The organism is Catenovulum sediminis, assembly GCF_007289895.1.
Lineage (GTDB): Bacteria > Pseudomonadota > Gammaproteobacteria > Enterobacterales > Alteromonadaceae > Catenovulum > Catenovulum sediminis.
Genome location: NZ_CP041660.1, coordinates 2,200,538 through 2,225,950, shown reverse-complemented (window position 1 = coordinate 2,225,950; position 25,413 = coordinate 2,200,538). Strand labels below are relative to the sequence as shown.

Annotated in this window: 24 protein-coding genes and 2 pseudogenes; 15 read left to right on the top strand and 11 right to left on the bottom strand. The window is 41.3% G+C overall.

Features of this window, described 5'->3' with window-relative positions:
* Window positions 1-53: 53 nt before the first annotated feature.
* A complete protein-coding gene (locus tag FNT16_RS09120; protein WP_143871297.1) occupies window positions 54-2,489 on the bottom strand; it encodes an AsmA family protein in 2,436 nt (811 codons plus the stop codon).
* A gap of 90 nt (window positions 2,490-2,579) precedes the next feature.
* Entirely contained in the window at window positions 2,580-3,074 is a 495-nt protein-coding gene (locus FNT16_RS09115) for an FxsA family protein (protein ID WP_143871296.1), read from the bottom strand.
* A gap of 370 nt (window positions 3,075-3,444) precedes the next feature.
* On the opposite strand from FNT16_RS09115, the gene aroQ reads away from it, so the two are divergent.
* The 4 genes from aroQ to prmA all read left to right on the top strand — a co-directional run bounded on the left by aroQ (window position 3,445) and on the right by prmA (window position 6,712).
* Window positions 3,445-3,903, top strand: a complete 459-nt coding sequence (aroQ, locus tag FNT16_RS09110) for a type II 3-dehydroquinate dehydratase (protein ID WP_143871295.1) — start codon at window positions 3,445-3,447, stop codon at window positions 3,901-3,903.
* A 29-nt stretch (window positions 3,904-3,932) separates the two neighbouring features.
* Window positions 3,933-4,388 carry an acetyl-CoA carboxylase biotin carboxyl carrier protein gene (accB, locus tag FNT16_RS09105; protein ID WP_143872933.1) on the top strand — a complete coding sequence of 152 codons (456 nt, stop codon included), beginning with the start codon at window positions 3,933-3,935 and terminating at the stop codon, window positions 4,386-4,388.
* An 11-nt stretch (window positions 4,389-4,399) separates the two neighbouring features.
* Window positions 4,400-5,746 carry an acetyl-CoA carboxylase biotin carboxylase subunit gene (accC, locus tag FNT16_RS09100; protein ID WP_143871294.1) on the top strand — a complete coding sequence of 449 codons (1,347 nt, stop codon included), beginning with the start codon at window positions 4,400-4,402 and terminating at the stop codon, window positions 5,744-5,746.
* A gap of 87 nt (window positions 5,747-5,833) precedes the next feature.
* Window positions 5,834-6,712 carry a 50S ribosomal protein L11 methyltransferase gene (gene prmA, locus FNT16_RS09095; RefSeq protein WP_143871293.1) on the top strand — a complete coding sequence of 293 codons (879 nt, stop codon included), beginning with the start codon at window positions 5,834-5,836 and terminating at the stop codon, window positions 6,710-6,712.
* On the opposite strand, the gene FNT16_RS09090 is transcribed toward prmA, so the two are convergent.
* A complete protein-coding gene (locus tag FNT16_RS09090) occupies window positions 6,709-7,050 on the bottom strand; it encodes a hypothetical protein (RefSeq protein ID WP_143871292.1) in 342 nt (113 codons plus the stop codon). The genes prmA and FNT16_RS09090 overlap by 4 nt on opposite strands.
* A gap of 56 nt (window positions 7,051-7,106) precedes the next feature.
* The gene (locus FNT16_RS09085; protein ID WP_246072187.1) at window positions 7,107-7,448 is read right to left on the bottom strand and encodes a hypothetical protein; all 342 of its coding nucleotides are present in this window, start codon (window positions 7,446-7,448) and stop codon (window positions 7,107-7,109) included.
* Between the two features lie 293 nt (window positions 7,449-7,741).
* Between FNT16_RS09085 and FNT16_RS09080 the strand changes: the two genes are divergently transcribed.
* Window positions 7,742-7,939: a putative motility protein gene (locus FNT16_RS09080; RefSeq protein WP_143871290.1), complete on the top strand. Its 198-nt coding sequence runs from the start codon at window positions 7,742-7,744 to the stop codon at window positions 7,937-7,939.
* 134 nt (window positions 7,940-8,073) lie between these two features.
* Here FNT16_RS09080 and epmB read toward each other — a convergent pair whose 3' ends face one another.
* On the bottom strand, window positions 8,074-9,063 hold the full coding sequence (gene epmB / locus FNT16_RS09075; RefSeq protein WP_143871289.1) for an EF-P beta-lysylation protein EpmB: 990 nt from the start codon (window positions 9,061-9,063) through the stop codon (window positions 8,074-8,076).
* Between the two features lie 181 nt (window positions 9,064-9,244).
* Here epmB and FNT16_RS09070 point away from each other — a divergent pair, with 181 nt between their 5' ends.
* From FNT16_RS09070 to epmA, 3 genes and pseudogenes are all read left to right on the top strand, one after another.
* Window positions 9,245-9,559 carry a hypothetical protein gene (locus FNT16_RS09070; protein ID WP_143871288.1) on the top strand — a complete coding sequence of 105 codons (315 nt, stop codon included), beginning with the start codon at window positions 9,245-9,247 and terminating at the stop codon, window positions 9,557-9,559.
* A gap of 104 nt (window positions 9,560-9,663) precedes the next feature.
* Window positions 9,664-10,230 carry an elongation factor P gene (gene efp / locus FNT16_RS09065; RefSeq protein ID WP_143871287.1) on the top strand — a complete coding sequence of 189 codons (567 nt, stop codon included), beginning with the start codon at window positions 9,664-9,666 and terminating at the stop codon, window positions 10,228-10,230.
* Between the two features lie 64 nt (window positions 10,231-10,294).
* A pseudogene (gene epmA / locus FNT16_RS09060) lies at window positions 10,295-11,262 on the top strand (elongation factor P--(R)-beta-lysine ligase).
* Between the two features lie 129 nt (window positions 11,263-11,391).
* On the opposite strand, the gene FNT16_RS09055 reads toward epmA, so the two are convergent.
* Genes FNT16_RS09055 through FNT16_RS09045 form a run of 3 tightly spaced genes read right to left on the bottom strand, consistent with a single transcriptional unit; the run spans window position 11,392 to window position 13,265 of the window.
* Window positions 11,392-11,934, bottom strand: coding sequence for a 1,2-dihydroxy-3-keto-5-methylthiopentene dioxygenase (locus tag FNT16_RS09055; RefSeq protein ID WP_143871286.1), 543 nt, complete (start codon window positions 11,932-11,934; stop codon window positions 11,392-11,394).
* A 6-nt stretch (window positions 11,935-11,940) separates the two neighbouring features.
* Window positions 11,941-12,630: an acireductone synthase gene (gene mtnC / locus FNT16_RS09050; RefSeq protein WP_221935014.1), complete on the bottom strand. Its 690-nt coding sequence runs from the start codon at window positions 12,628-12,630 to the stop codon at window positions 11,941-11,943.
* Entirely contained in the window at window positions 12,627-13,265 is a 639-nt protein-coding gene (locus FNT16_RS09045) for a methylthioribulose 1-phosphate dehydratase (RefSeq protein WP_143871284.1), read from the bottom strand. The genes mtnC and FNT16_RS09045 overlap by 4 nt, the downstream gene beginning before the upstream one ends.
* Window positions 13,266-13,373: 108 nt before the next feature.
* Here FNT16_RS09045 and FNT16_RS09040 point away from each other — a divergent pair, with 108 nt between their 5' ends.
* Window positions 13,374-13,976 (top strand): TlpA family protein disulfide reductase, encoded by a 603-nt coding sequence (locus FNT16_RS09040; RefSeq protein WP_143871283.1) that lies wholly within the window; start codon window positions 13,374-13,376, stop codon window positions 13,974-13,976.
* Window positions 13,977-13,992: 16 nt separating this feature from the next.
* On the opposite strand, the gene erpA is transcribed toward FNT16_RS09040, so the two are convergent.
* Together erpA and FNT16_RS09030 are read right to left on the bottom strand one after the other, a co-directional pair.
* Entirely contained in the window at window positions 13,993-14,328 is a 336-nt protein-coding gene (gene erpA / locus FNT16_RS09035) for an iron-sulfur cluster insertion protein ErpA (protein ID WP_143871282.1), read from the bottom strand.
* A gap of 64 nt (window positions 14,329-14,392) precedes the next feature.
* Window positions 14,393-15,121 carry a DUF6776 family protein gene (locus FNT16_RS09030; protein WP_143871281.1) on the bottom strand — a complete coding sequence of 243 codons (729 nt, stop codon included), beginning with the start codon at window positions 15,119-15,121 and terminating at the stop codon, window positions 14,393-14,395.
* Between the two features lie 123 nt (window positions 15,122-15,244).
* Here FNT16_RS09030 and FNT16_RS09025 point away from each other — a divergent pair, with 123 nt between their 5' ends.
* The 6 genes and pseudogenes from FNT16_RS09025 to malQ all read left to right on the top strand — a co-directional run bounded on the left by FNT16_RS09025 (window position 15,245) and on the right by malQ (window position 24,525).
* On the top strand, window positions 15,245-16,951 hold the full coding sequence (locus FNT16_RS09025; RefSeq protein WP_143871280.1) for a chloride channel protein: 1,707 nt from the start codon (window positions 15,245-15,247) through the stop codon (window positions 16,949-16,951).
* Entirely contained in the window at window positions 16,951-17,376 is a 426-nt protein-coding gene (locus FNT16_RS09020; protein WP_143871279.1) for a CopD family protein, read from the top strand. Before FNT16_RS09025 ends, FNT16_RS09020 begins: the two co-directional genes overlap by 1 nt.
* A gap of 81 nt (window positions 17,377-17,457) precedes the next feature.
* Window positions 17,458-18,480: an aspartate carbamoyltransferase gene (locus FNT16_RS09015; RefSeq protein ID WP_143871278.1), complete on the top strand. Its 1,023-nt coding sequence runs from the start codon at window positions 17,458-17,460 to the stop codon at window positions 18,478-18,480.
* A gap of 1 nt (window position 18,481) precedes the next feature.
* Window positions 18,482-19,767: pseudogene (gene hemL / locus FNT16_RS09010) on the top strand (glutamate-1-semialdehyde 2,1-aminomutase).
* Between the two features lie 352 nt (window positions 19,768-20,119).
* Window positions 20,120-22,318 (top strand): 1,4-alpha-glucan branching protein GlgB, encoded by a 2,199-nt coding sequence (glgB, locus tag FNT16_RS09005; RefSeq protein ID WP_143871277.1) that lies wholly within the window; start codon window positions 20,120-20,122, stop codon window positions 22,316-22,318.
* Between the two features lie 20 nt (window positions 22,319-22,338).
* Window positions 22,339-24,525, top strand: coding sequence for a 4-alpha-glucanotransferase (gene malQ, locus FNT16_RS09000; RefSeq protein WP_143871276.1), 2,187 nt, complete (start codon window positions 22,339-22,341; stop codon window positions 24,523-24,525).
* Window positions 24,526-24,555: 30 nt separating this feature from the next.
* Here malQ and FNT16_RS08995 read toward each other — a convergent pair whose 3' ends face one another.
* Window positions 24,556-24,966 carry a transmembrane 220 family protein gene (locus FNT16_RS08995; RefSeq protein WP_143871275.1) on the bottom strand — a complete coding sequence of 137 codons (411 nt, stop codon included), beginning with the start codon at window positions 24,964-24,966 and terminating at the stop codon, window positions 24,556-24,558.
* Window positions 24,967-25,413 lie beyond the last annotated feature (447 nt).

The window sequence follows — 25,413 nt, the reverse complement described above, 5'->3', positions numbered from 1 at the left end:
TACTGCTCTGCGCAAAATCAACTTCGCTATATTGTTGTTATGTTGTTAAAAAGTTATTTGGTTGAATTTGGGAAAAAAGCCTTACAGCCACCACTGGCCGTGTCTTGTGCCTTGCGTAAAACATTTGATATTGGACTCGTTACAGCGCCACTGGTTGTATTAAACAATACATCTCGCACTTTGCTAAACGGTCCATCTAAAGTTTGCTGAATTGCAGCACATCCATCGCTATCTAACAGACCAAATTTAAACTGCTTAAATGCTTGTTGCGGTAAATCTATTTGTCCATAAAAACCTAAATGGTTATCCTTGGTTTTCACTCTTGTGTTCTCAACAGCTAATTGACTGTCCTGAATATCAAGATGTAATTCAATTTGCTGCACCACTGTCGTTCCTTTGAGCTGCATTGCGCCAGCACCCAGTTGAGCAAATTGCATCGCTATCATACCTACTGGCCCTGTTACCAAAAAGGTGCCCACATCAAATAACGAAGTTTCCTGGCTTGCTCGAAAACCATCCAGTATTTTATCCAATGCCAACCCATTTAAGGTAAATCCGTCAGTGGTTAAATCTACCGTACCGTTGACTCCAGCGGGTAACTGTTTTTGATTATCAATAGAAAGATCGACAGTAGAATCTGCGTTTAAAGCACCTTCAGGCATTATTTTACTATCGGCTAAGTAGGGTTGAAAGCGCGCTAAGTTGAGCTTTTGGATATCGCTGTGTGCTTTTACTTTAATGATATTATTTTGTTTGCTGACTTTTGCATTTAAGCGCACAGCGCCATCGTCCATTGTAAACCCGCTGTCTGTTAGTTTAACACCACGTGCGATGGTCTCTGCATATAAATTGATATCACGTATCTCTGTGGTTAAGTGTTTAATATTGTGAATTGACATCACCAGATTGTGACCTGGTTTAATGTCTTCCTGCCGAAGCAACCTGCCGTTTTCAATTGGCGTAATTTTGTCTAACTCCAAGTTGATGTCTTGCGCGACCAACCACTGCGTGCTTTCTTCTACCAATAGCAGATCGATATTGCTTAAAGTTAGATTTTGGATATTTAATGATGCCACCCATTGTGCGACAAGCTGATCGACACCTTCATTTGCTTGTGCTGCCTCTGATTTAGCGCTATCCGTGCTTTGTTTTAGAGCATTTTCAGAAGCCTCCGGTCTACCTGATTGCTCCACTTTCTCATCATTCTTTAACTCGTTAGAATTTAATTCAGAAGATCCACTGGGTTGTGCGATGGGTAACTCAATGACCATATTCTGCATTGCAACTTTTCTAATATCTACCTGATAAGGTTGCGATAATGTGACAGATGCGAGACTTTCAAAAGCGCCGTCAAAAGCAGAAAAGGCGAAGTGTTTTATATCCAATTCACGTTTGGCCAATTCTAAATTCAATTGGAATTCTTTTAGATGATAGGGCGAAAGCTGGATGTCTTTAGCTGCAAGGTTCATTTGCGCTTGTACTGCACTGAGCCAATCCGCTTGCGATGGGTCAATCAGAAAATCAGTTAAATTGATGTCTAATGCATCCACAGTTACTAAACGCTCTGCATTGTTGAATTCAATATGATTATCCTGTAAGGATAGCTTTTTTACTTTAATATCCAGCGGTAGAGCGGCTATTTGATCTTCATCGACGGATGAAGAGATCGAGGTCGCACTTTGCTGCTGACTCGCGGCATCGGTCGATGCTTCTGTTTGTGCTTGCCCATCAGTCGCTTCAATCGTCAGCTTGGTTACACTGTTCGCATTTTTAATCGTGTTAATCTCTAGCAAAGGTTTCAGCTGCCCTTTACTAATCTCCCCTTGCACTAACAAATTTTGAGTCTTAGCGCTAATCGTTTCAACTTTTGTATTCTGCTGATAGTGCCCTCTTCCAAGCGTAAACAACAAGCTTCCAGTAAGATTATTGAGATCAAAAGGCATAATTTGAGACAATTGCCAGTCATCTAATTGAATATGTACGTTTTCTAAGCTCAATGATTTATCAATATCCGTGTAATCTAGGTTTATCTCAGCCACTGTTAGCGCCTGTAAATAAACACGTTCCACCAATAATTGTGAATCAGCGTCGCTTGTAGCTTGCGGGTTTGCTGCCGCATTTTTCTGCAGTGCCCGTTCGAGCTTGTCTAGCCCATTTTGATTGACCGTTACATTTAATTTACCAAATGCAATCGCTCCGATATCAACTGCACCATAAAACAGAGCTTGCCAATTTAAATTTAGGCGAAATTCATCCAATGACAAACTATTGCCAAAATCGTCTTGCCATCTGACATTTTTTAATGTGAGTTGACCCAACTCAAGAAAATGATGTTCAACATGACCAATATTAACAGCAAAGGGATAACCCTCTAATGCATCCTGAACCAACTGATTGGTTAATTTGGTTCTGTCATATACATAGTCGACAGTGACAAAAGCCACAATCAAAAACAACACAGCTGAAATCAGAACACGTAACAATCGCATGAAACCTCCTGTAAATTGATGCACTGGTAACACCCAGTGTAGAGCAACAATCGTTGCCTTTTTATTCGCCTTTCTTTAATTGTCTTTTTGTTAGTTGTCTTTTCGTTGCCATTCACCCTCGATGACATTATTAGACTTATTGCGAGGTCTTGCCGGATCATCTTCAACCGAATCTTGCGAAAAGGGTTGCCCGTGGTGATGACTCGCGTAGACAGTTTGCGTAAAAAGTTTAGGTCCCAGTTGGCTCAAGAAAATCTTAGCCAATGGTTTGCGTGTGATAGGCAATGTTAATAAAAAGCCAATTGCGTCGGTAATAAACCCAGGCGTCACCAATAATACACCCGCAACTAAAATCATTAACCCTTCAGTAATAGAATCGGCTGGTAATACGCCTTGAGCGGACTTAGATTTTATTTCAGCCAACGCTGCTAAACCTTGCGCGCGTACCAGATGCGCACCAACGATGGCCGTTACAATGACGATAAAAAATGTTGTCCAGCCGCCGATCAATTCACCGACATGCAGTAATACCGCTATTTCTGCAATAGGCATCACAACAAACAATAAAAATAATTTAAAAACCATGGTGTATCTCTTTGCTAAAAGTCTCGCCTTATCAGATGGCATTCCATCGTCAGAGTTCAAGGCGAATCTAAATTCATATTTTACATCTGACGACTATGTCTCATTCTACCTTATCTTAGAAAATTTATACGCAAAGAATACTCAAAACGATCAAGCTTCTCTTCACAAGCTTAAAATAAGCTAAATTAGTGAAATTTCAGTAAAAACAGAGATAAAATCGGCAAAAATATCGCCAAACAACTGGTACAACCATATTTTTTTAAAATTATCATTTTAAATTCGTTAATATTCTTCTATAGTTAGCAAAATTAAAAGTTACTAGTGTTTTCCACGATTTTAAGCTCTAAAACTTAAATAAAAGACAGGTTTAATGAAAAAAGATAACTTTGAAGTCCTTTTATTAAATGGCCCAAATTTAAATATGTTGGGTAAACGCGAACCGCAGATTTACGGCAGTACAACGCTTGCGCAAATAGTTGAGCAACTTACTCAACGTGCCGAAGCGCTCAATATAAAGCTAAGTCACCTGCAGTCTAATGCTGAATATGAATTAATCGACAAGATTCATCAGTCATTTAATAAAATTGATTTTATTATTATCAATCCCGCTGCATTTACCCATACAAGTGTCGCGCTGCGTGACGCTCTCCTGTCTGTTGATATTCCATTTATAGAGATCCATCTATCAAATGTCCACAAGCGGGAAAAGTTTAGACATCATTCATATTTCTCTGATATTGCACAAGCCGTCATCTGCGGTTTAGGCAGTCAGGGGTATTTTTACGCGCTTGATGCTGCACATCAGACGCTCAACAACGCATCTAAATAACTAAATTTAAGAGAGTAACGACCATGGCTATGGATATTCGCAAAGTAAAAAAGCTAATCGAGCTTGTTGAAGAATCAGGTATCTCAGAATTAGAGATCACTGAAGGTGAAGAATCAGTAAGAATCAGCCGTGCGGCGCCTGTCGCATCTTACGCTCAGCCGGTTTACCAGCAAGCGCCTCAACAAGCCGCGCCAGCCCCAGCGCCTGCTGCACCCGCTGAGTCTGCTCCGGCAGTTGCTGCCCAGCCAGCAGGTCATGAAGTAAAATCACCTATGGTAGGTACATATTACGCAGCACCTAAGCCTAGTGCACCTGATTTTGTGAGTGAAGGTGACACTGTAAATGAGGGCGATACATTGTGTATTATTGAAGCAATGAAGATGATGAACGAAATTACAGCCGATAAATCAGGTGTAATTAAATCAATCTTGGTTGAAAATGGCGATGCGGTCGAGTTTGAGCAACCTTTATTTATCATAGGTTAAGGGGTTAACTAATGATAGATAAGGTCCTTATTGCCAACCGAGGTGAAATTGCATTGCGTATTTTGCGTGCATGTAAAGAGCTCGGCATAAAAACAGTCGCTGTTCACTCAGTTGCTGATCGCGAACTAAAACACGTATTATTGGCAGACGAAACCATTTGTATTGGTAAAGCGCCAGCCACTGAAAGTTACTTAAACGTACCACGTATTATTGCTGCAGCAGAAGTTAGTGACTCTGTTGCGATTCACCCAGGTTACGGTTTTTTATCTGAAAATGCTGATTTTGCTGAGCAAGTAGAACGCAGCGGTTTCATTTTTATCGGCCCGACTGCAGACTCTATCCGATTAATGGGTGATAAAGTTTCAGCAATTAGTGCAATGAAAAAAGCGGGTGTACCATGTGTACCCGGTTCTGATGGGCCGTTAGGTGATGACCCACAGAAAAACATGCAAATCGCAAAACGTATTGGTTACCCAGTTATCATCAAAGCCGCTGGCGGCGGTGGTGGTCGTGGTATGCGTGTTGTGCGCAGCGAAAAAGAATTGATCAAGTCAATTGAGTTAACTAAATCTGAAGCAGGTGCTGCATTTAACAATGACGTGGTTTACATGGAAAAATTCCTTGAGAACCCACGCCATGTTGAAGTTCAAGTGCTCTCTGATGGCCAAGGCAACGCAATTCATTTGGGTGAACGTGACTGCTCGATGCAACGTCGCCACCAAAAAGTCGTTGAGGAAGCGCCAGCGCCGGGCATTACCGAAGAAATGCGTAAATTTATCGGCGATCGTTGTCGCAGAGCTTGTATTGAAATTGGTTACCGCGGTGCGGGTACATTTGAATTTCTATTCGAAAACGGTGAATTCTACTTTATAGAGATGAACACCCGTATTCAGGTAGAACACCCTGTTACTGAAATGATTACCGGTATAGACCTAATTAAAGAGCAATTAAAGATTGCAGCTGGTCAGCCTTTGTCAATCACGCAGGATGAAATTAAAATTCGTGGTCATGCCGTTGAATGCCGAATAAATGCAGAAGATCCAGCAACCTTTATGCCTTGCCCTGGTAAAATTAACCGCTTCCACTCACCAGGCGGTTTAGGTGTACGTTGGGATTCTCATATTTATGCTGGTTATAGCGTTCCACCTAACTATGATTCAATGATTGGTAAGTTAATTACTTACGGTGAAAATCGTGGTATTGCCATTGCTCGTATGCAAAACGCACTGAATGAGCTTGTGGTAGAAGGCATTAAAACCAATGTCAGTTTGCATAAAGAAATTCTCAAAGATGAGAACTTCCAAAATGGTGGAACCAATATCCACTATTTAGAGAAAAAACTGGGTATTGCTAAATAAACATTTTTGCGTAAAGATCCAACCTTGAAAGCCGAGCCGGAAATAATGGCTCGGCTTTTTTATTGATACGCTAACGGGAAATATATAATGCCTTGGATTCAAATTCGATATTCTACCGACAAACAAAGTGCCGATCTAATTTCTGATGAGATGATGGAATGTGGTGCATTCTCTGTTACTTTTTTAGATGCACAGGACACGCCTATCTATGAACCCAAACCCGGTGATTTTTTGCTATGGGAAGAAACCATAGCAATAGGCTTATTTGATGCAGAAGCTGATACTGATGCGATTATCGCTCACTTAGAAACCTTCCCTTTCGGCCAAAAAGGTGAGTATAAAGTTGAGCAGCTCGAAGATAAGGACTGGATCCGTGAGTGGATGGATAGCTTTAAACCTTTGCAATTTGGCGACAAGCTATGGATTTGCCCCAGTTGGTGTGAAATTCCCGATCCCAGTGCAGTCAATATCATCCTAGATCCTGGGCTAGCATTTGGTACAGGCACCCACCCAACAACGTCTTTGTGCTTAAAATGGCTCGACACCAGGGTACAAACTGATGATGTCATTGTCGATTTTGGCTGCGGCTCTGGTATTTTGGCAGTTGCAGCGCTCAAATTAGGCTGTAAAAAAGCCATAGGTATCGACATTGATCCACAAGCGATTGAGGCTTCTACTGCCAACGCTCAACGCAATCAAGTTATGGACAATTTAGAACTCTATTTACCCAGTAGCCAGCCTAAACTAGAAGCAGACATTGTTGTCGCTAACATTTTAGCGGGGCCACTTAGAGAATTAAGCGCCCAGATAAGTGCATTTGTTAAACCTCGGGGCAAACTGGCGCTTTCTGGTATATTAGATAGTCAGGCTGAAGAAATTTGCCAAATATACAGCCAATGGTTTGATTTAGATCCTGTTACACAAGAAGGTGACTGGTGCAGAGTATCGGGCACTAAAAAAGCTTAAAGCAAATCATTAATCGCCTGATACAACTTTATTGCTTCCTGTTCAGTTAAACCTACTGCGCTGGCAGCTTTACCGATACTACTGGAAACACGCACTGAATCGCTGGCTTGCGGCTCGGGTTCACTTTCTGAACTGACCGGCTGCTGTCCAGCTCGGCCAATCTCTCCTGCTTTTTGAATCAACTGAGCTTGGGGAGATAGAGTGACATTGTCATTTTGTGCAGTAGAAGGTGCCACTGCTCTCTTGGAATCTCCAAGCTGCACAATCTCTCCCTGCGCATGTAGCGCAGACTGCAAGCCTGAATTAATAAAACCACTGGTGACACCAACTTCAGCCATAACCTTTCTCCTATATCTTAACCATTATAGTAAAAAAGGTTATTTTTTAAACAGTTTTATTGGCTATCCTCGACAAAGGTTTGCTGGAATTTAGTTTGAGTGGCAAAGATTATTTCCAATTGCTTAATAATGTCTGAAAATTCAGCTGCATTCAATTGATTTTGCTGATTCACAGAAAGCTGAGTGATGGGATAAAAGGACGCCGCGACTTCTTCCACATAAGGTAAAAAGCGATCTGCTTTGGTATTGAACCCGTCACTGAAAATAGCGCTAAATTGACCATGCCCCTGTTCTTTAAGCTGTTCTAACATTGCATCACAATCAATCGCTTTTTGATATGCCAATGCTAAATTTTCTCGTATTGCTTCAATAATTTTTTGCATAACCTGCTTTTTCACTGCTACTCATTTAATAATTTGCAATTATAACTGTGATAGTAAAGCATTCAATGGATGCGCCTCGATTTATAATAAAACCAATAGATTTCGCAAGATGTTATGCACCACTTTGTTGACTTGAGGTATCGGCAAACGGACAAAAGCTTAAACCGAACGACTAGACCAGTAAAAAACAGTAAAAAAATGAACTTTTTTACTAAAGTTTATCGGCCTCATGCCGATAACAACTATGAGGGTAATACCGCTCTCGTTTAAACCTGAGTAGATCATACTCAATGTTGTCGGAGGTACGTATGGATGTAAATCCAACGGGTGTTAATCAATCGTCTGTCGCTGGTCAAGGCAATGCGGAATTACGTGGTGCTCAACTGGCTAAAAAGCAACAAGAGGCTGAAGGACAAGCAACTCTGGATTTGTTGCAGTCTGCGGAAGTTTCCCCTCCTCGCTCTGCAGATCCAGCGATTGGTCAAAATATCAACATTAAAGTTTAGCACGAAGGTAGAGCCTACATGGTTCTGTCAGAACTGTTGAAGTTCAGCAGTTCTGACGCCCCTCCATTTGGTTTAAACGATATACAAGTTAAACCAAACAAGCGTCGTCTGCGCAAAAATACCTGTCGCAAAAACTACAACAAAACCGGACTTTTACTTTGTTTGCCCGCTTCTTCTCGAACCCATTTGGGCACTAAAAAACCGGGCAGCTCAGCTAACATGCCGCGTTGTAACTCAACTAATGAAAGATCGTCGCGGTAAAAATGTGCGGCGCCGTCAACCTTATCTAATAAATGGATGTAATAAGGCAAAATCCCAGCGGCAAATAACGCTTCACTTAAATTAACTAGACTAGATAAATTGTCATTGATGCCTTTCAACATTACAGCTTGGTTTAGCAGGGTAAATTTATTGCTCGCGAGCTTTGCGATCGCTTGTTTAAAAAAATTGTCGATTTCATTGGCATGGTTTATATGAGTAACCATAATAACTTGCAATCTTGAAGCACTAAACAGTTCAATAAAATCACCTGTGACACGCTGCGGGATCACAACGGGTAAACGTGTATGTATGCGTATCCGCTGCAAATGAGAAATTGGCTCAAGCGCAGTTATTATCTCAGATAAGTGTTGGTCCGAAGCCATTAATGGATCGCCGCCACTTAAAACCACTTCGTTTATCTGACTATCTTGCGCAATATAATGAACAGCCTGCAGCAATTTTTGCTTATTAATCGCATTATCCTGATAGGGAAAATGCCGACGAAAACAATAGCGACAATTAATCGCACATCCCCCGCGCACCATCAGCAATACCCTGCTTTTATATTTGTGTAATAAACCCGGCAATACTACATCATGCTCAGCTAAAGGATCGGTAACAAATCCGTCCGCCTGCTCAAACTCGTTAGCCTGAGTCATTACCTGTAAAAACAATGGATCAGTTGCATCACCCGGCTTCATTCTTGCAACAAAAGGTCGCGGTACGCGCAGCGGAAACAGCCGCCTAGCAGCAAAACCTGCTTCAAATTCTGCGTTTTTGATATTAAGTTGCCGTAATAAATCCTCAGGTTTGCTAATAGACAGAGCTAACTCTTTTTTCCAACAGGATTCAAACTCAAACATACATACCCAAAGTTAAAATATAAACAGGTTATTTTAACTTAAAGCCGGCCGAGGTGACATCTGAAATATAGATTAAACGAAAACGACAAGGTAGCTATTGACTAATATTCCACCAAGTATTATGGTTTATCAATCATTGGCAGTTATTATCTAATTTGAGATGAATACAAGGACAGTATCAATGAATTTAGACGACTGGTTATTATTCCGCTTCCCCCACTTAAGTCAGCATTCAGTTCAAGAACGAAGCCATTTGATCCAACAGTCCGTTATGAGTTGCCGTATTCAGCGCTGGCTGCTCAGTTTATTTTTTATTTCCACGCTGACCTTGATGTTAATGCTATCGGCCAATCTTTTTAACATTACTCTCTTTAAAGGTTTAAGTGGATTTATATTGGCGAGCTTTATTGCCATCACTATTGAAGCAACTGTGAAGCCCTTAAGTAATACACTAATCAAAAAAGAGCTTAAAAAATTAATTGAGACCCATTTGTAATTCAATCACTGAATGCTCCAAAACAATTGCTGCGGATTTTTTCTAAATCAGTTAAAATTGCCGGATCATTATTCTGCGTAAACAAGATTTTAATAGGGGAAATCATGGCGACAGTCAGTACCAACGAATTTCGCGGTGGCTTAAAAATTATGTTAGATGGCGAACCATGCGCCATTATCGAAAACGAATTTGTTAAACCGGGCAAAGGGCAAGCTTTTAACCGAGTCAAAATCCGCAAACTTATCTCAGGTAAAGTATTGGAAAAAACCTTCAAATCAGGCGAATCTGTAGAGAAAGCAGAAATTCTCGATGTTGAGTTGGCTTATTTATACAGTGATGGCGAGTTTTGGCACTTTATGAACAATGAAACGTTTGAGCAAATCGCGGCAGATGCAAAAGCCATCGGGGACAATGAAAAGTGGCTGGTAGAGCAAGACACCTGCACCATCACATTGTGGGACGGCAACCCAATTGCAGTCACCCCGCCTAATTTTGTAGAGTTAGAAATTACAGAAACTGATCCGGGTTTAAAAGGCGACACCGCTGGAACAGGTGGTAAACCAGCCACACTCAGTACAGGTGCAGTGGTAAGAGTGCCACTATTTGTCCAAATTGGTGAAGTTATTAAAGTAGATACGCGGACCAGTGAATACGTTTCTCGCGTAAAATAAATCCTCCCCCGAAAGACACGTCTTTCGGGGCCATTCCCTTCTTTTCATTTGATTTGGTTCCAGCATGAGTCAGTGGCAACCCTCAGCTAAAATAGACTTTCTTAAAAAGCGCGCAGTCATTCTACAGCAAATACGTACTTTTTTTGCACAACGCAATGTATTAGAAGTCGAAACGCCAGTATTGGCAAAACATGGCGTTACAGACGTATATCTAGAAAACATCACTGCGCGTTTTGTCGGCCCTGGTTTTGCAAACGGGCTAGAGTTATACCTACAAACCTCGCCCGAGTTCGCCATGAAACGCTTACTTGCGGCAGGATCAGGCTGTATCTATCAAATCTGTAAAGCTTTTCGTGATGACGAATCCGGCCGTTATCATAACCCTGAGTTTACGATGTTAGAGTGGTATCGCATTAAATTTGATGCCATTAAGTTAATGAATGAAATAGATACGCTGCTACAAACCATACTTAAATGCCCACCCGCGCAAGTTTTAACCTATCAACAGGCATTTTTACAGCATCTTAATTTTGATCCGATTGCAGGCAATTACCAAGATTTAAAACAGCGACTTGAACAACTTTCCCGCAGCGATCTGCATCAACTGACAGATGATTATCAAATTCTATTACAATTGGCGTTCAGTGAATTAATAGAACCCCGCATTGGACAATCCGAACCATGTTTTATTTATCAATTTCCAGCGGCGCAAGCGAGTTTGGCAAAACTCAATCAGGATAATCCAAAGGTCGCGGAACGATTTGAGCTGTATTATAAAAATATGGAACTGGCGAACGGCTTTCACGAACTAACAAGCGCGAACGAGCAGCTTAAACGCTTTCAACATGACAATGAAATAAGAGTTAAACAAGGTAAAGTCAACAAAAGTATTGACGAAAAATTTATCGCGGCGCTGCAAGCCGGTTTACCAGATTGTTCAGGTGTTGCTTTGGGGTTGACCGACTTGTGATGTTAGCTACCGGTGCAAAATCGATTGAGGAAGTTATCAGTTTTAACCTTCATAGCTGCTAATACCTGCTAATCCCTACTAATCGCTGCTGATCGTTTAATCGCTCTCAACAAGTGACAAGATGACCGATTGTTCCGGTGAAATGCTAAGAGCTGAGAATTTTCATGCTTCTAATGAGTTAAAACACTGCATTAAGGCAGTTTAGGGACTTTATCGGCGATATCGTCTCCAGTAAACTGAGCAACCCAGCCTTCTTCATTGTCGAAGATTCTAATGGCGGTAAACTCAGGCTCAGAGCCCATATCAAACCAATGTTTCGTATTGGCGGGTACAGAAATCAAATCATCCTTTTCACACAGCATCGCATAAATTTTATCTTCGACGTGCATAACAAAAAGCCCTTTACCGCGGACAAAAAAACGCACTTCATCTTCTGTATGGATGTGTTCAGATAAAAATTTCTGCCTAAATTGTAATTTATTCGGGTTATCTGGGTTTAAGCTCACCACATCATAAGATTGATAGCCCCCTTTACTCACCAATTTATCGATTTCGTTTTGATAAGCGGCAATTATCTCTTCATTGCTTGCAGATTGCTCTAACTTTTTATCGGTATGCCAACGCTCAAAATGAACTCCGATGTCATTTAAATGGTGACATATTTGCTGAAAATCAGGACTGCTAAAGATGGCTTCAGAAGGTTTACTATCCGCATAAATGGTTAATTCACTCATTATTTATTACTCACAAATTCTGCTAATATCGATCTGGGAAAAGTCCTCTACACAAGGATGAGCACCGACAGTCACACTGTCGTCTCGAACCAGTTGCAACACATTAAAACCGGCCATCTTAGCCGCATCCAGCTCTTCTTTAATATCGGACAAGAACAAAACATTTTCAGCTGGACAGGCAAGCGACTGATGGATATTTTGATAAGAGCCAGCTTCTCTTTTGTGACCCACAGATGTATCAAAATAACCATTAAATAAAGCGGTTAGATCGCCAAATTCACTGTATTTAAATAATAATTTTTGTGCTTGAACTGAACCACTGCTATATACAAATAAATGTTGGCCTTGTGCATTCCATTCAGTGAGCTTTTGATACGCATCTCGGTATAAATGACCTTTAAAGTCGCCTTGCTCATAACCATACTGCCAGATTAAACCTTGTAGTTTTTTTAAACTGGGCTCTTTTACATCATTATCGATCCATTCGATTAACTGCGCAATTACATCATCTAATGTCATCTCATTGTTGCGACAGCTCAATTTAACGGCATTGATTTGCTCGGCAACTAAAACATCTTCGCGGTAAGCTTTTAAAAAATGTGTAATACGCTTGCGTGCATACGGGAACAAGACTGTGTGCACAAATGCAATTGAACTGGTTGTTCCTTCAATATCCGTTATTATATGAGTGATCACAACAACATACCTCCAGCTAAACGTTCTTGCCATAAACAGGAAAATAAAAACTCGAACCCTTCAACATGCCGACGAGCTTCAAAAACATCACGTCCCCATGCATATAGACCGTGACCTCTAACCAATAACCCTGGTTGATTGATGTTACCCTGTTGCCATTTTCGTTCGACTTCTTTTGCTAATGCGGGAATATCCTGATTATTGTCAAACACCGATACACATACTGTTTCAGTATGGCTGGTATTACCATACAGTGCTTTTTGCATCTCAAAACCATGAATTCTAACTTGTTCGGAAACACTGCGAGACAAAACGGTAGCCGGCACTGAATGCGTATGCAACACGCAACCTATTTCACTATCCAGTTGATATAGCTTGGTATGCAACGCAGTTTCGGCAGACGGTTTTAAAGTGGGATCCAAAGCTTGATTATTGAAGTTACAGACCATCAAATCAGACGTTTGCAAATTACGCTTATCTTTAGATGATTGCGTAATTAAACAATGAAAATTATCTAACCTAAGTGAATAATTTCCACCTGTTGCTGGACTCCAATTTTGTCCACCAATAAAACGGACAACCTCAACCAATGCCTCGGCCTTATCTGCTGGAATATCGAATTTTTTAGTGTCCATATGTTTTTTATCCTAAAATGATGCTCATGTGCTATTCAAAATAAACTAGCCGGAGTGTAGCATAAGAGAATATCCTACTAATTAAAAATTGATGAATAATCGAGACTTATGGCGCTAAAAATTCAATCCTTGAAGTTAAAAAACCTGCTGACTTTTGCCCTTGCTCTGTGTGCTTTTGTCGCAGGGTTATATTTTGCGCTGAAAAAAGACACGGAAAATAATGCAAACTTTATTTTCAACCATACTTTTGCGTCAAATATACAAGCGAAACGACTAGCCGACTTTAGTCAAGATTATCTAATTCTGGATTTCTGGGCGAGCTGGTGCATCCCCTGTATTGATTCTTTACCTCACTATATCGAACTCTTTGAAAACTACCCAATAAACTCAGTAAGCTGGCTGGCCGTTAATCAAGATACAACGCAGCAGCAAGCAGACAGTTTTATCGAAAAACATCAGTTAGACGATTTGCCAGTATTCTATGATACGCAGGGCCTGCTGTTACGCTCATTTTCAATTCGTGGCTTACCCACCCTATTGATCCTAAATCCACAACGAGAAATAATTGATAAAATAGTAGGTTATGACAAAGCGAAAGAACAACAAACAGCAGCAAAAATTCAACGTGTGATTACAGCAGACAAGTTAGCAGATAAATTAGCGGACAAATTAGCAGATAGAGCGCTACAAACAGAGACAGCCGCAAACTAACTGCGGCTGTTTAAGATCACACAGAGAAACTGGCCCCGCAACCACAAGTCGTCGTTGCATTTGGGTTTTTCACAAAAAAGCGAGAGCCTTCAAGGCCTGAGGTATAATCAACCTCCCCACCCATTAAATATTGTAAACTCATTGGGTCGACAACTAGGTTAACACCTTCTTTTTCAATCAACATATCACCTTCGTTGACTTTTTCGTCAAACGTAAAGCCATATTGAAAACCTGAGCAGCCACCACCTGTGATGTAAACTCTGAATTTCAAATCTGGATTTTCCTCTTCTTCAATCAGAAGTTTAACTTGCTTTGCCGCAGCATCTGTGAAATTAAGTGGAATCTGATCCATTAAATACGACCTCTAATATAAAACTGACTGTTATTATCTAATACCTGAGTAAAACGTTCAACTATTATTCTCGATGGATAACCTGAGGAGACCAGTCAAAATCAAGTTCTGTCCTGCTATATTCCTGACCTCGGCGTCGCGGTAAAATAACCGCTAAGTTTACACGCTCAATACTCGCATTTTCAGGGACCACAAACTCGCCCTCTAAAATTTGAAAATAACGAAAGCTAAACGAGAGGTCATTGTCGGCTAGCGACAGACTCTTGACGGGAAACTCGGCATTTTTACCGTTTTGTATTCCTTGCAGCGTAAGCTCAATGTAGCCTTTGGCGAATTTTTTTTGCTTGCTAGTTTGTACTAAAATCACCTTGTATCTAAATTGATTGTGCACCAAAGTAGGTTCAATAAATACATCATCCACCATCACGCCATCGGCATTTAGCTCAGGCGCCATCACACTCTGATAAAATGTGACAAGTTCTTTAAGTTTACGATTTTCCTGCTGTTGAGCTTTGAGCTCTTTTTGCATCTGCTGTAAACTCAAATTGTTGACCTCTAATTCAACCCGCATAAAATTCAATTTCTGCTCTAATTGAAAAAGCTCTGAGTCTTTTTCCTCTATTTGTTGCTGTATCTGCAGCATGTCTTTTGCTTGTTGCTCATTCATCCAACCTTTAACATTGAAACCCAACATGAGCGCCAGCAGCAATACCCCTAAGCCGAATAAGCCACTATAAAAGCGCATATTTGCTTTACTGATGATCTCTAAATTTTTAAAAACCTGTTTAGTCAAAATTAGTTCTCAATTACATCTAAAAATAAAAGATTAAACGCCGACAATAGCTTACCTCTTGTTTTCTCTGTGTTACACTAAAATAACAGCACGGACCGGCAAAAAGCGATTCAAAAAGATTACATGGCGCGCCAATCACACCTAAAACAGCTAAGAAAACAATTAGCTTACCCAAAGATATCAATACAGCTGAGTATTCTTGGCCTGTTAGCGGGTATCAGTGCTTCTGCATTTATCGTGGCATTTCGCTGGTGTCTCGAAAACCTGCAATTATTGTATTTAGAAAACCCTGATGATTTTACCACACTGGCTGCGATGGAGCGATTTATCTTACCTTTAGTCGGTGCAGGCCTGATTGCCTTAGTTGGTGTATTCACCCAATTTAAACACTTTAGATTGGGGATTCCATTTGCCATATACCGACTTAAAGCATTTTATGGCATGATGCCAATTCGCAATACCATTAACCAGTTTTTTGGTGGTATCGTCGCCATGTCGAGCGGCTTTTCAGTCGGTCGAGAAGGCCCAGCGGTTCATTTAGGCGCAGGCGCCTCTAGCTATTTGGGTGCATGGCTTAAACTGCCCTACAACTCAGTACGCACCTTATCAGCCTGTGGCATGGCCGCTGCGATTTCTGCTTCATTTAATACCCCACTAGCCGCTGTTATTTTTGTTATGGAAGTGGTTTTGCGCGAATATAAAACACACATATTCGTCCCTGTGATGCTGGCATCCGTTGCCGGCGCCACCGCCAATCGTTACTTTTTTGGTCATGAACATAATTTAAGTGGTTTAGATATCAATCTACTGGGAATTCAGCATTACCCCTACTTAGTATTTATGGGTATTTTGGTCGGCTGTTTTGCATTTGCATTTAATCGCCAACTTATTGAAATTATTCGCTCGTTTAAAAGTGTCAATATGTTGCCGCGCTTGTTTCTCGCAGGATTTATTACAGCCGTGATTGGGTACCTAGTACCTCAGGCTTTAGGAACCGGACTTGGCGCAATATCCATTGCACAGGAACAAACCGGCAATGCTCAACTTCTGATGACCGTGTTTATCAGTAAAGCGGCGCTGACCTTTTTTGCAATAGGACTAGGTATTCCCGGCGGTGTAATTGGCCCAATTTTAGGGCTGGGCATGATGTTAGGTACTTTATTGGCACTGATAGCTTCGATTTTTATCGGTGATCTATATGGGTATGCAGATATTTACGGTGTTCTAGGTTTAGCGGCTTTGATGGCGGCTTGTTTAAATGCACCTTTAGCAGCCTTAGTTACCGCACTGGAGATGACCTACAATCCAGATATAGTCGTACCTGCAATGTTGGTAATTGTTTCAGCTCATGTGATATCCAGTCAGATTTTTAAAAATCGCTCTTTGTTTCTGTTACAACTCGAAATGCAAAAATTAGATTATCAAACCCCGCCAACCTACGACATACTACAAAAAACCGGTGTGCTAGCCGCGATGGAAAGCAGTTATATACTGATTAAGAAAAAAGATGAAGCGGCGATACGACGCGCGCTGGATCGAGCCGGCAAACGTCCGGTTATTTTAAAAGAAGCCGTCGATGGTGGGCATACCTTTAAATTGGTCAACTATGATGTTTCTCTTGATCCGAACGCGTCCTCACCTTTCCATTTTGAAGAATTACAAGGCGTAGAATCGCGCTATACCTTAGCCGAGCCATACGAAATATTACAACACAGACGCTCAGGATCTGTTTATATATTCGAAGAAGAGCTAGATAATATTATAGGTGTTGTCAGTTGGGAACAATTAAGACTGCGGCTCACTAAGGGTTCATATCAGGTGTTTGAATAATGATTTTATGGATTAAAGCGTTGCACATCATTTTTATGGTGGCTTGGTTTGCTGGTATTTTTTACTTCCCTCGCCTGCTAGTATACCACGCTCAATCAAATGAAAGTTCGGTGATGGCACAGCTTAAGGTCATGGAACGTCGCTTGTTATTTTTTATTACACCATTTGCTATATTAACCGCCGTATTTGGCGTTTGGCTGGCTTATTTGTATGGCTGGCAATGGTTTGTAAGTAGTGCTTGGTTTCATACAAAATTATTGCTTGTCTTAATTTTATATATCTACCATATCTATTGTTTTAAGCTGTTGAAAATATTCAAAAATGATAAGAACAAACGCAGTGCCAGATTCTATCGAGTGTTAAACGAAATGCCGGTTTTCATTTTATTTGCTGTAGTCATTTTAGCGGTTGTTAAACCTTACTAAATAGACTCAAAGCTATACCTGATTTTAACACGCCTTATGCTACAATAGCGCAAATTTATCTCTTATCTATTCAGGTAGCTCATGTTTAAATTTGAAGGCGCTAACATACTTTCGGTCAAACAATTTGATCGTGAAAGTATCGAATATTTATTCCGTATTGCTGATGCAATGCAACCCTACGCTCATCGACAAAAACAAACCAAAGTATTAGATGGTGCTATTTTAGGCAACTTGTTTTTTGAACCAAGCACGCGCACGCGTGTGAGTTTTGGTACTGCATTTAACCTGTTAGGTGGCCATGTTCGTGAAACAACTGGCTTAAGCTCCTCCGCCCTAGCCAAAGGCGAGTCTTTATACGATACCGCACGGGTACTCAGTAGTTATAGTGACGTTATCGCGATGCGCCACCCAGATTCAGGTTCAGTTGCTGAATTCGCAACCGGTAGCCGAGTGCCGGTTATCAATGGCGGGGATGGTGCAAATGAGCATCCAACTCAGGCTTTGCTCGACTTATATACCATTCAAAAAGAACAGCATGCACATCAAGCAGGTATTGATGGAATGCATATTGCGTTAATCGGCGATCTAAAACACGGCAGAACCGTGCACTCTTTATGCAAACTATTATGTTTATATCAAAACCTTAAAATCACCTTAATATCGCCAAAAGAACTCGCGATGCCGGATGAAGTGGTTTCTGCAATAGAAAATGCAGGTCACCAATGTGTCATTACAGAACAGCTGGAAGGCCACTTGGATGCCGATATCGTTTATCAAACACGTATTCAACAAGAACGATTTCCTTCTGAAGAAGAAGCCAATTTATACCGCGGTAAATTCCGTTTAAACCAAGCGATTTATACTCAACACTGTAAGTCGAATACCGTCATTATGCATCCACTGCCCAGAGACTCTCGAGCAGATGCAAATGAGCTAGATAATGATTTAAACCTTAACCCTAACCTTGCGATATTTCGCCAAGCAGACAATGGGGTTTTGGTAAGAATGGCTTTATTTGCCGCAACGCTGGGGGTACAGGATATCGTTAACCGATACGAAACTCAGGTGCGTTGGTATAGCCATAAAGACAAAATGGGGATCTAATATGTCAAAATCCGAAGTTTTATTTCAACAAGCTCAACAACATATTCCTGGCGGTGTAAATTCACCGGTCAGAGCATTCAAAGGTGTCGGTGGAACGCCTGTTTTTATTGAGCGTGCCGATGGTGCTTATTTATTTGATGTCGATGGAAAGCGCTATATTGATTATGTCGGTTCTTGGGGCCGATGATCATGGGACATAATCATCCAAAAATCAAAAATGCAGTATTGCAGGCAGTCGAGTTAGGGTTGAGCTACGGCGCACCTACGGCAGCAGAAACACAAATGGCAGAACTGGTTAAATCACTTGTGCCATCTATGCAAAAAGTCCGTATGGTCAATTCAGGTACCGAAGCAACGATGAGTGCTATCCGTCTGGCGCGGGGTTACACTGGACGCAACAAATTGGTTAAATTTGAAGGGTGTTACCATGGGCACGCGGATAGCTTATTAGTTAAAGCGGGATCGGGTGCATTAACGCTGGGCGTGCCTAACTCCCCCGGCGTACCGTCAGACTTTGCAAAACACACATTAACCGTTGAGTTTAATAATCTGCAATCGGTACAACAAGTATTTGCCGAATGCGGTGACGATATCGCGTGCATAATCGTTGAGCCAGTCGCCGGCAATATGAATTGCATTCCGCCGACAGCTGGGTTTTTACAAGGGTTGCGCGATATTTGTGATCAATACGGCGCTGTTTTAATTTTTGATGAAGTGATGACAGGTTTTCGGGTATCTTTAGGAGGTGCCCAACAGCACTATAATATCCAACCAGATTTGACCACTTTAGGCAAAGTAATAGGCGGTGGTATGCCGGTCGGTGCATTTGGTGGGAAAGCTGAAATAATGAATAACATCTCACCGGACGGCCCTGTTTATCAGGCAGGTACGTTATCGGGCAACCCAATTGCAATGGCTGCCGGCATTGCCGCATTAACTGAGTTAAAAGATAACGCTGAACAGATTTATGCACAATTAGATCGCCATGCGGCACAATTGTGTGCTGGTTTTCAAGCTGCGGCTGATGCCGCTGATATTGCTTTAACAACCAATCAAGTAGGCGGTATGTTTGGCTTTTTCTTTACAACAGAAAAACAAATCAACCGTTATCAGCAAGCAACAGAGTGTGATATTGAAAAATTCAAACGCTTTTATCAGCTGATGTTACAACAGGGTATATATTTAGCACCATCCGCTTTTGAAGCCGGTTTTAATTCCAGTGCACACACAGATGAAGATATAGCGGCAACCATTCAGGCTGCCGAGATTGCCTTTAAAGCCCTCTAACGAGTGAACACGTTTGTAGCTTAAACATAAATTGCATAAACAAAGTAGATGGTGAAAAACTGTCTACTTTGTTTATCTTGCCTCACAGTCAACTTTAACCTGCCGCTTCAAGCTGTCTTTTATCGCATAGCAAAATCGCTCGGATTCAAAATTTCTGCATAGTTTCGAACCAACAAAAATACAATTTATTAACATTGCATACTAACTGCATACGTATTCAATATGCAAATCGCCTGATAGCGCCTACATTCTATATAACATACGTATGCATAATATTGCTCACTGGCCTGCCCAAGGCATACTAAGCGGCATATATTTGTTAACAAACTGTTTACCGAGGTTCCACTGGCCAATGAATCAATCCACCTTGTTAAAAAACGCACAGCAAATCGAAAATGCGACACATCCGGATCCGTATGCATTTTTAGGCTTGCATTGTGATAAAGAAAGTAAAACAGTTCGTGTTACCTGCTTTGTACCAGATGCCAAATCGGTCTCCATTATCAACCCTCAAACGGGTAAACAAATCAAACGCTTGGCTGCGGTAAAAAAAACCGGTGTCTATTCAACCCTATTTAAAGAGTTACAAGATGGTTTTGCCTATCAAATAAAAGCCCAATTTGAAGATGGCTATCATATATTTTATGACCCTTACAGTTTCCCCAATGTACTAGGTGAAACCGACTGCTACTTAATAGCTGAGGGTAACCATCAAAAGCTATATGACAAACTTGGCGCACATCTCACTGAACTACAAAATGTTGAAGGGGTTAGTTTTGCCGTTTGGGCGCCAGCGGCGAGTCGGGTGGCCGTGGTTGGCGATTTTAATCACTGGGATGGCCGACGCCATTGTATGCGAAAGCGGCATGAAAATGGAATTTGGGAAATTTTCATCGCAGGTTTACAGGCAGGAGAGCACTACAAGTATGAAATCAAAGATCAACATGGACACCTGTTACCGTTAAAAGCAGATCCATATGGCCTGTCGGCGCAATTCAGGCCAGAAACCGCCTCAATTATTACCCAAGTGACAGGTTTCGAATGGTCAGATAACCGTTGGATGCAATCTCGTCAGGCAAAAAATGCTCGAGATGCTGCAATCAGTATATACGAAGTACATTTAGGCTCGTGGAAACGTACACCACAAAATCAGTACCTAAATTATCACGAACTAGCGGATGAATTGATCCCTTACGTTAAGTCGCTTGGTTTTACCCATATTCAATTGATGCCGATTAGTGAATTTCCATATGATGGCTCTTGGGGATATCAACCCGTCGGTTTGTTTGCACCCACCAGTCGTTTTGGTTCGATACGTGATTTTCAATATTTCGTTAATCAATGCCACCAGCAAGATATAGGTCTGCTAATTGACTGGGTACCCGGACATTTTCCAACTGATGCACATGGCTTAGGTCAATTCGATGGCACCGCGTTATATGAACACGAAGATCCGCGACAGGGTTTTCACCCTGACTGGAACACCTTAATTTACAATTATGGTCGCACTGAGGTCAGTAATATGCTGCGCAGCAATGCTTTATTCTGGCTCGATCACTACCATATTGATGGCCTAAGAGTGGATGCTGTCGCGTCAATGCTTTATTTGGATTACAGTCGGGAAGAGGGTGAATGGGTAGCAAATAAATATGGCGGTAATGAAAATTTAGACGCAGTCGAGTTTTTAAAACGCACAAACTGTGAAATAGCGGCTAATTATCAAGGTGCCATCACAATTGCTGAAGAGTCTACTGCTTTCCCCGGTGTCTCTCATCCAATAGAAAAAAATGGATTAGGCTTTAATTACAAATGGAATATGGGGTGGATGCATGACACTTTACAATACATGCAAAGAGATCCGATTCATCGTCACTATCACAAAAGTGACATGAGTTTTGGCTTGGTATACGCATTCAATGAAAATTTTGTTCTACCACTCAGTCACGATGAAGTTGTCCATGGAAAAGGCTCATTATTAGCCAAAATGCCGGGCGACACTTGGCAACAATTTGCCAATCTAAGAGCTTACTATGGGTTTATGTGGACACACCCAGGCAAAAAATTATTGTTTATGGGCGGTGAATTTGCGCAAGGTCGCGAGTGGAATTACGAATCCGGTTTAGACTGGCACTTATTGGATGTGCACTGGCATGCCGGTGTTTTGAAGCTGATTAAAGATCTAAATCATAATTACCAAAAGATACCGGCTTTACATCAAAAAGATTGTGATGCCAATGGTTTTTGCTGGCTTGAACACGAAAATAATCAAGATTCAATTTTTGCTTATATTCGTTTTGGCCAAAAAGGCACCCCACCGGCGGTTGTGGTTTGCAACTTTAGCCCACAGCCACATCAAAATTACCGAATTGGTTTGCCTGAAGCCGGCTTTTACGCGGAGCGAATCAATACAGACTCAGAAATATATGGCGGCAGCAATCAAGGAAATGGCGGAGGTATACAAGCACAGAGTTTAGCTTGGCAAGGTCAGCCCTACTCGACCCCTATTACGGTTCCACCGCTTGCCACTGTCGTGTTTGAATTAATTAAATAGTTTTAGAGGAATCAATTAACATGAGCGCAATTTTAGAGCTAGCCGAATATCTGGGCATTGAGTCTAGCTATTACGATATTTGGGGTAACCAAATATTTGCGACTGACGAAACCCGCAGTTCTTTATTAAATGCAATGGGGTTTACCATTAATACCGACGAAGATGCACAACAAGCTTTGTTAAAATTGCAACGTGACAAATGGAGCAGTCCACTTGATCCCGTTTATATTATTCCTGCCGAAGCGCAAACGGGCCGAATTCGTATTAGATTAGCGGCCAGTGCATTGCAGCATAAAATCCACTTATTATTATCGCTGGAAAGCGGCGATTTGCATCAAAAACAAATTTCAGTCAGCCAGTTGAAGCCGCTTTCAGAGCAAACAATTGATGGTCAAACGGTTAAAGAGTTCGAACTCGAAATACCCGATAATCTAACGTTAGGTTACCATATGCTCGATCTGCGTTTACCCGATTGCCAATCGCTCAGTTCGCTTGTGGTGGCACCACGCACCTGCTATGAACCTAAGCAAGTGAGCGACAATAAATTATGGGGTGTAGCTGCACAACTGTATTCATTGCGCAGCCAACAGAATTTAGGTTTGGGCGATTTTGGAGATTTAGCTAAACTGGTTCATAATGCGGCGGAACATGGTGCATCCAGCGTTGGCTTAAACCCTTTACATCCGTTGTTTCCAGCCAACCCAGCACATATTAGCCCTTATTCACCAACGAGCCGTTCATTTGTTAATACACTTTACATAGATGTACATGCGATCAGTGAATTAAATGAGTCTAAAGCTGGCAGAGAGCTGCTCGAGTCCGGCCACTATAAAGAAAAGGTTGCTCAGTTAAACCAGCAAGAATTATTAGACTACCCAGCCGTTGCAAAATTAAAGCAGCAATTACTGGAAATCGCCTACCAACATTTTGTTTGTGAACATCAGGCAAAAAATACCCATCGTTCTCAAAAATTTGATGATTTTTGCGATGAAATGGGCGCAGAGTTAGACACCCTTTGTACCTATGATGCATTGTACGAGCACTTTCACAAGCAAAATCCGGATGTATATGGTTGGAAAGACTGGCCAGCAGAATACCAACAAGCTAATTCGGCAGCCGTGATTCAATTTGCACAAGAAAACAAGCAACGCATTGGCTTTTTTAAATACTGCCAGTGGATTGCCGATCAACAATTGTCCGGGATTGCCAAGCTAGCAAAACAACAAGGCATGCCTGTTGGCTTGTACTTAGATCTCGCTGTAGGCTGTGATGGTAGTGGCGCTGAAGTATGGGGCGAGCAAGATTTATTTGTCTCTGGCGCGGGTGTCGGTTGTCCGCCTGACTTATTGAACCAACTAGGACAAGATTGGGGGCTGACCCCCATCAACCCATTTGCACTTAGACAAAAAGCCTTTCGTCCGTTTGTCAATGCATTGCGTAATAATATGCGTCATGCTGGTGCATTAAGAATTGATCATGTGTTTGGTTTAATGCGGCAATACTGGATTGCGCCGGGCAAAGATGCGCGTTCAGGCGCTTATGTGCGTTTTCCTCTGGATGATTTATTGCGTATTATTGCTTTAGAATCCCGTCGTCAAAAATGTCTAGTAATTGGTGAAGATTTAGGGACAACACCGGATGGTTTTGGCGATATTGCAGCACAAGCCAAAATGCTTTCGTATAAAGTACTGTATTTTGAAAATCAACAAGATGGCCGCTATGTCAAGCCGGCGGACTATCCAGATCTGTCTATGGTGACTGTCTCAACCCATGATTTACCGACCATTAAAGGCTGGTGGGAAGGCAATGACTTAAAATGGCGAACTGAGCTGAAATTGTATCCTTCAGAAGAAACACGCCTTAAGGAGCTAAACGGACGCAACGAAGAGCGTAAGTTATTACTAACTGCTTTGCTAGACGCAGAATTGATAACACCTGAGGCAGCAAGCAAAATAGATCTCACGTCACCGAGCATGACGCTCGAATTATCAGTCGCGATTCAAAAATTTCTGGCAAGTAGCTGTGGATTCTTATTTATGATCCCTCTGGAAGATTTATTGAGTTTAAAGGAACAAGTGAATATACCGGGTACCACTTGGCAGCACCCAAATTGGCTACGTCGTTTACCCTGCCCTATCGACAAACTATTTAGCCAAGCGCATGCACAGCAGGTTGTTAAAGCGGTGAATCAACTTAGAGTAAAGTAACCCGCTCGTTTATAACGACATGGGCTAAGCTTAACGCTTAGCCCAAATCCATAGAATAAGGGCCCAGAAAACTAAAATTAACAACCCGCCCGACTCGTTGCTATTTTGAATCATATGCGTGCCACTGGTGTCCCAATAATTAGCAGGATGCAATCGGCTAAAATGTATATTGCCTTGGTCGTCCTGTAAGCGAAATAGTAAAGCGCCTGCTGAAAAGCCTAACCAGCCTGAGAACACCACAGGCGTTACCCAGTACTTAATATAGAAAAGGTTTAACAGGGCAGCAAATAAATACATTAAAACCCAGATCCACGCATCATGATTGCCATATTGCTGCAAATCATTTAATTGAAAATAGGTAAATAAAAAAAATATCAGCGCCGCCAACATTAAGCATATTTTTTTAAAACGGCTATGCTCTGCGATTTGCCAACTTACCATTCATACCACCTTGCGTCATTGCCTTGTAAAGAACACACAAAAAACCCTTTAGTTTAACCATTAAAGCACTCAATTAAACCCCAAATACCGATACAGCCGTACCCAAGTACGAAAGTTAGAGTCAATAAAGCTCAAAAGCGTAAATCAGCGGTAGTATAAATGACAACGTCGACTCACTGATATAGCTGACTTAAGCAAACAACACAAATGATAATTGTTATCATTTACATTCAAATTAAATTAACTATAATATTCTGAGTGCTTATTAAGGATATTAAGATGAAAACAGAGCGACTCAAATTTATTACCTGTCTATTAATACTCATTTTTATTGTGCGTATACAGTTAAATGATCAGCCATATGCGATATCAAATTTATACGAATTAATCAGTACCGCGCTGCTTTTTTGCATTTGGATATCAATAACACTGTATGAAAAATGGCAT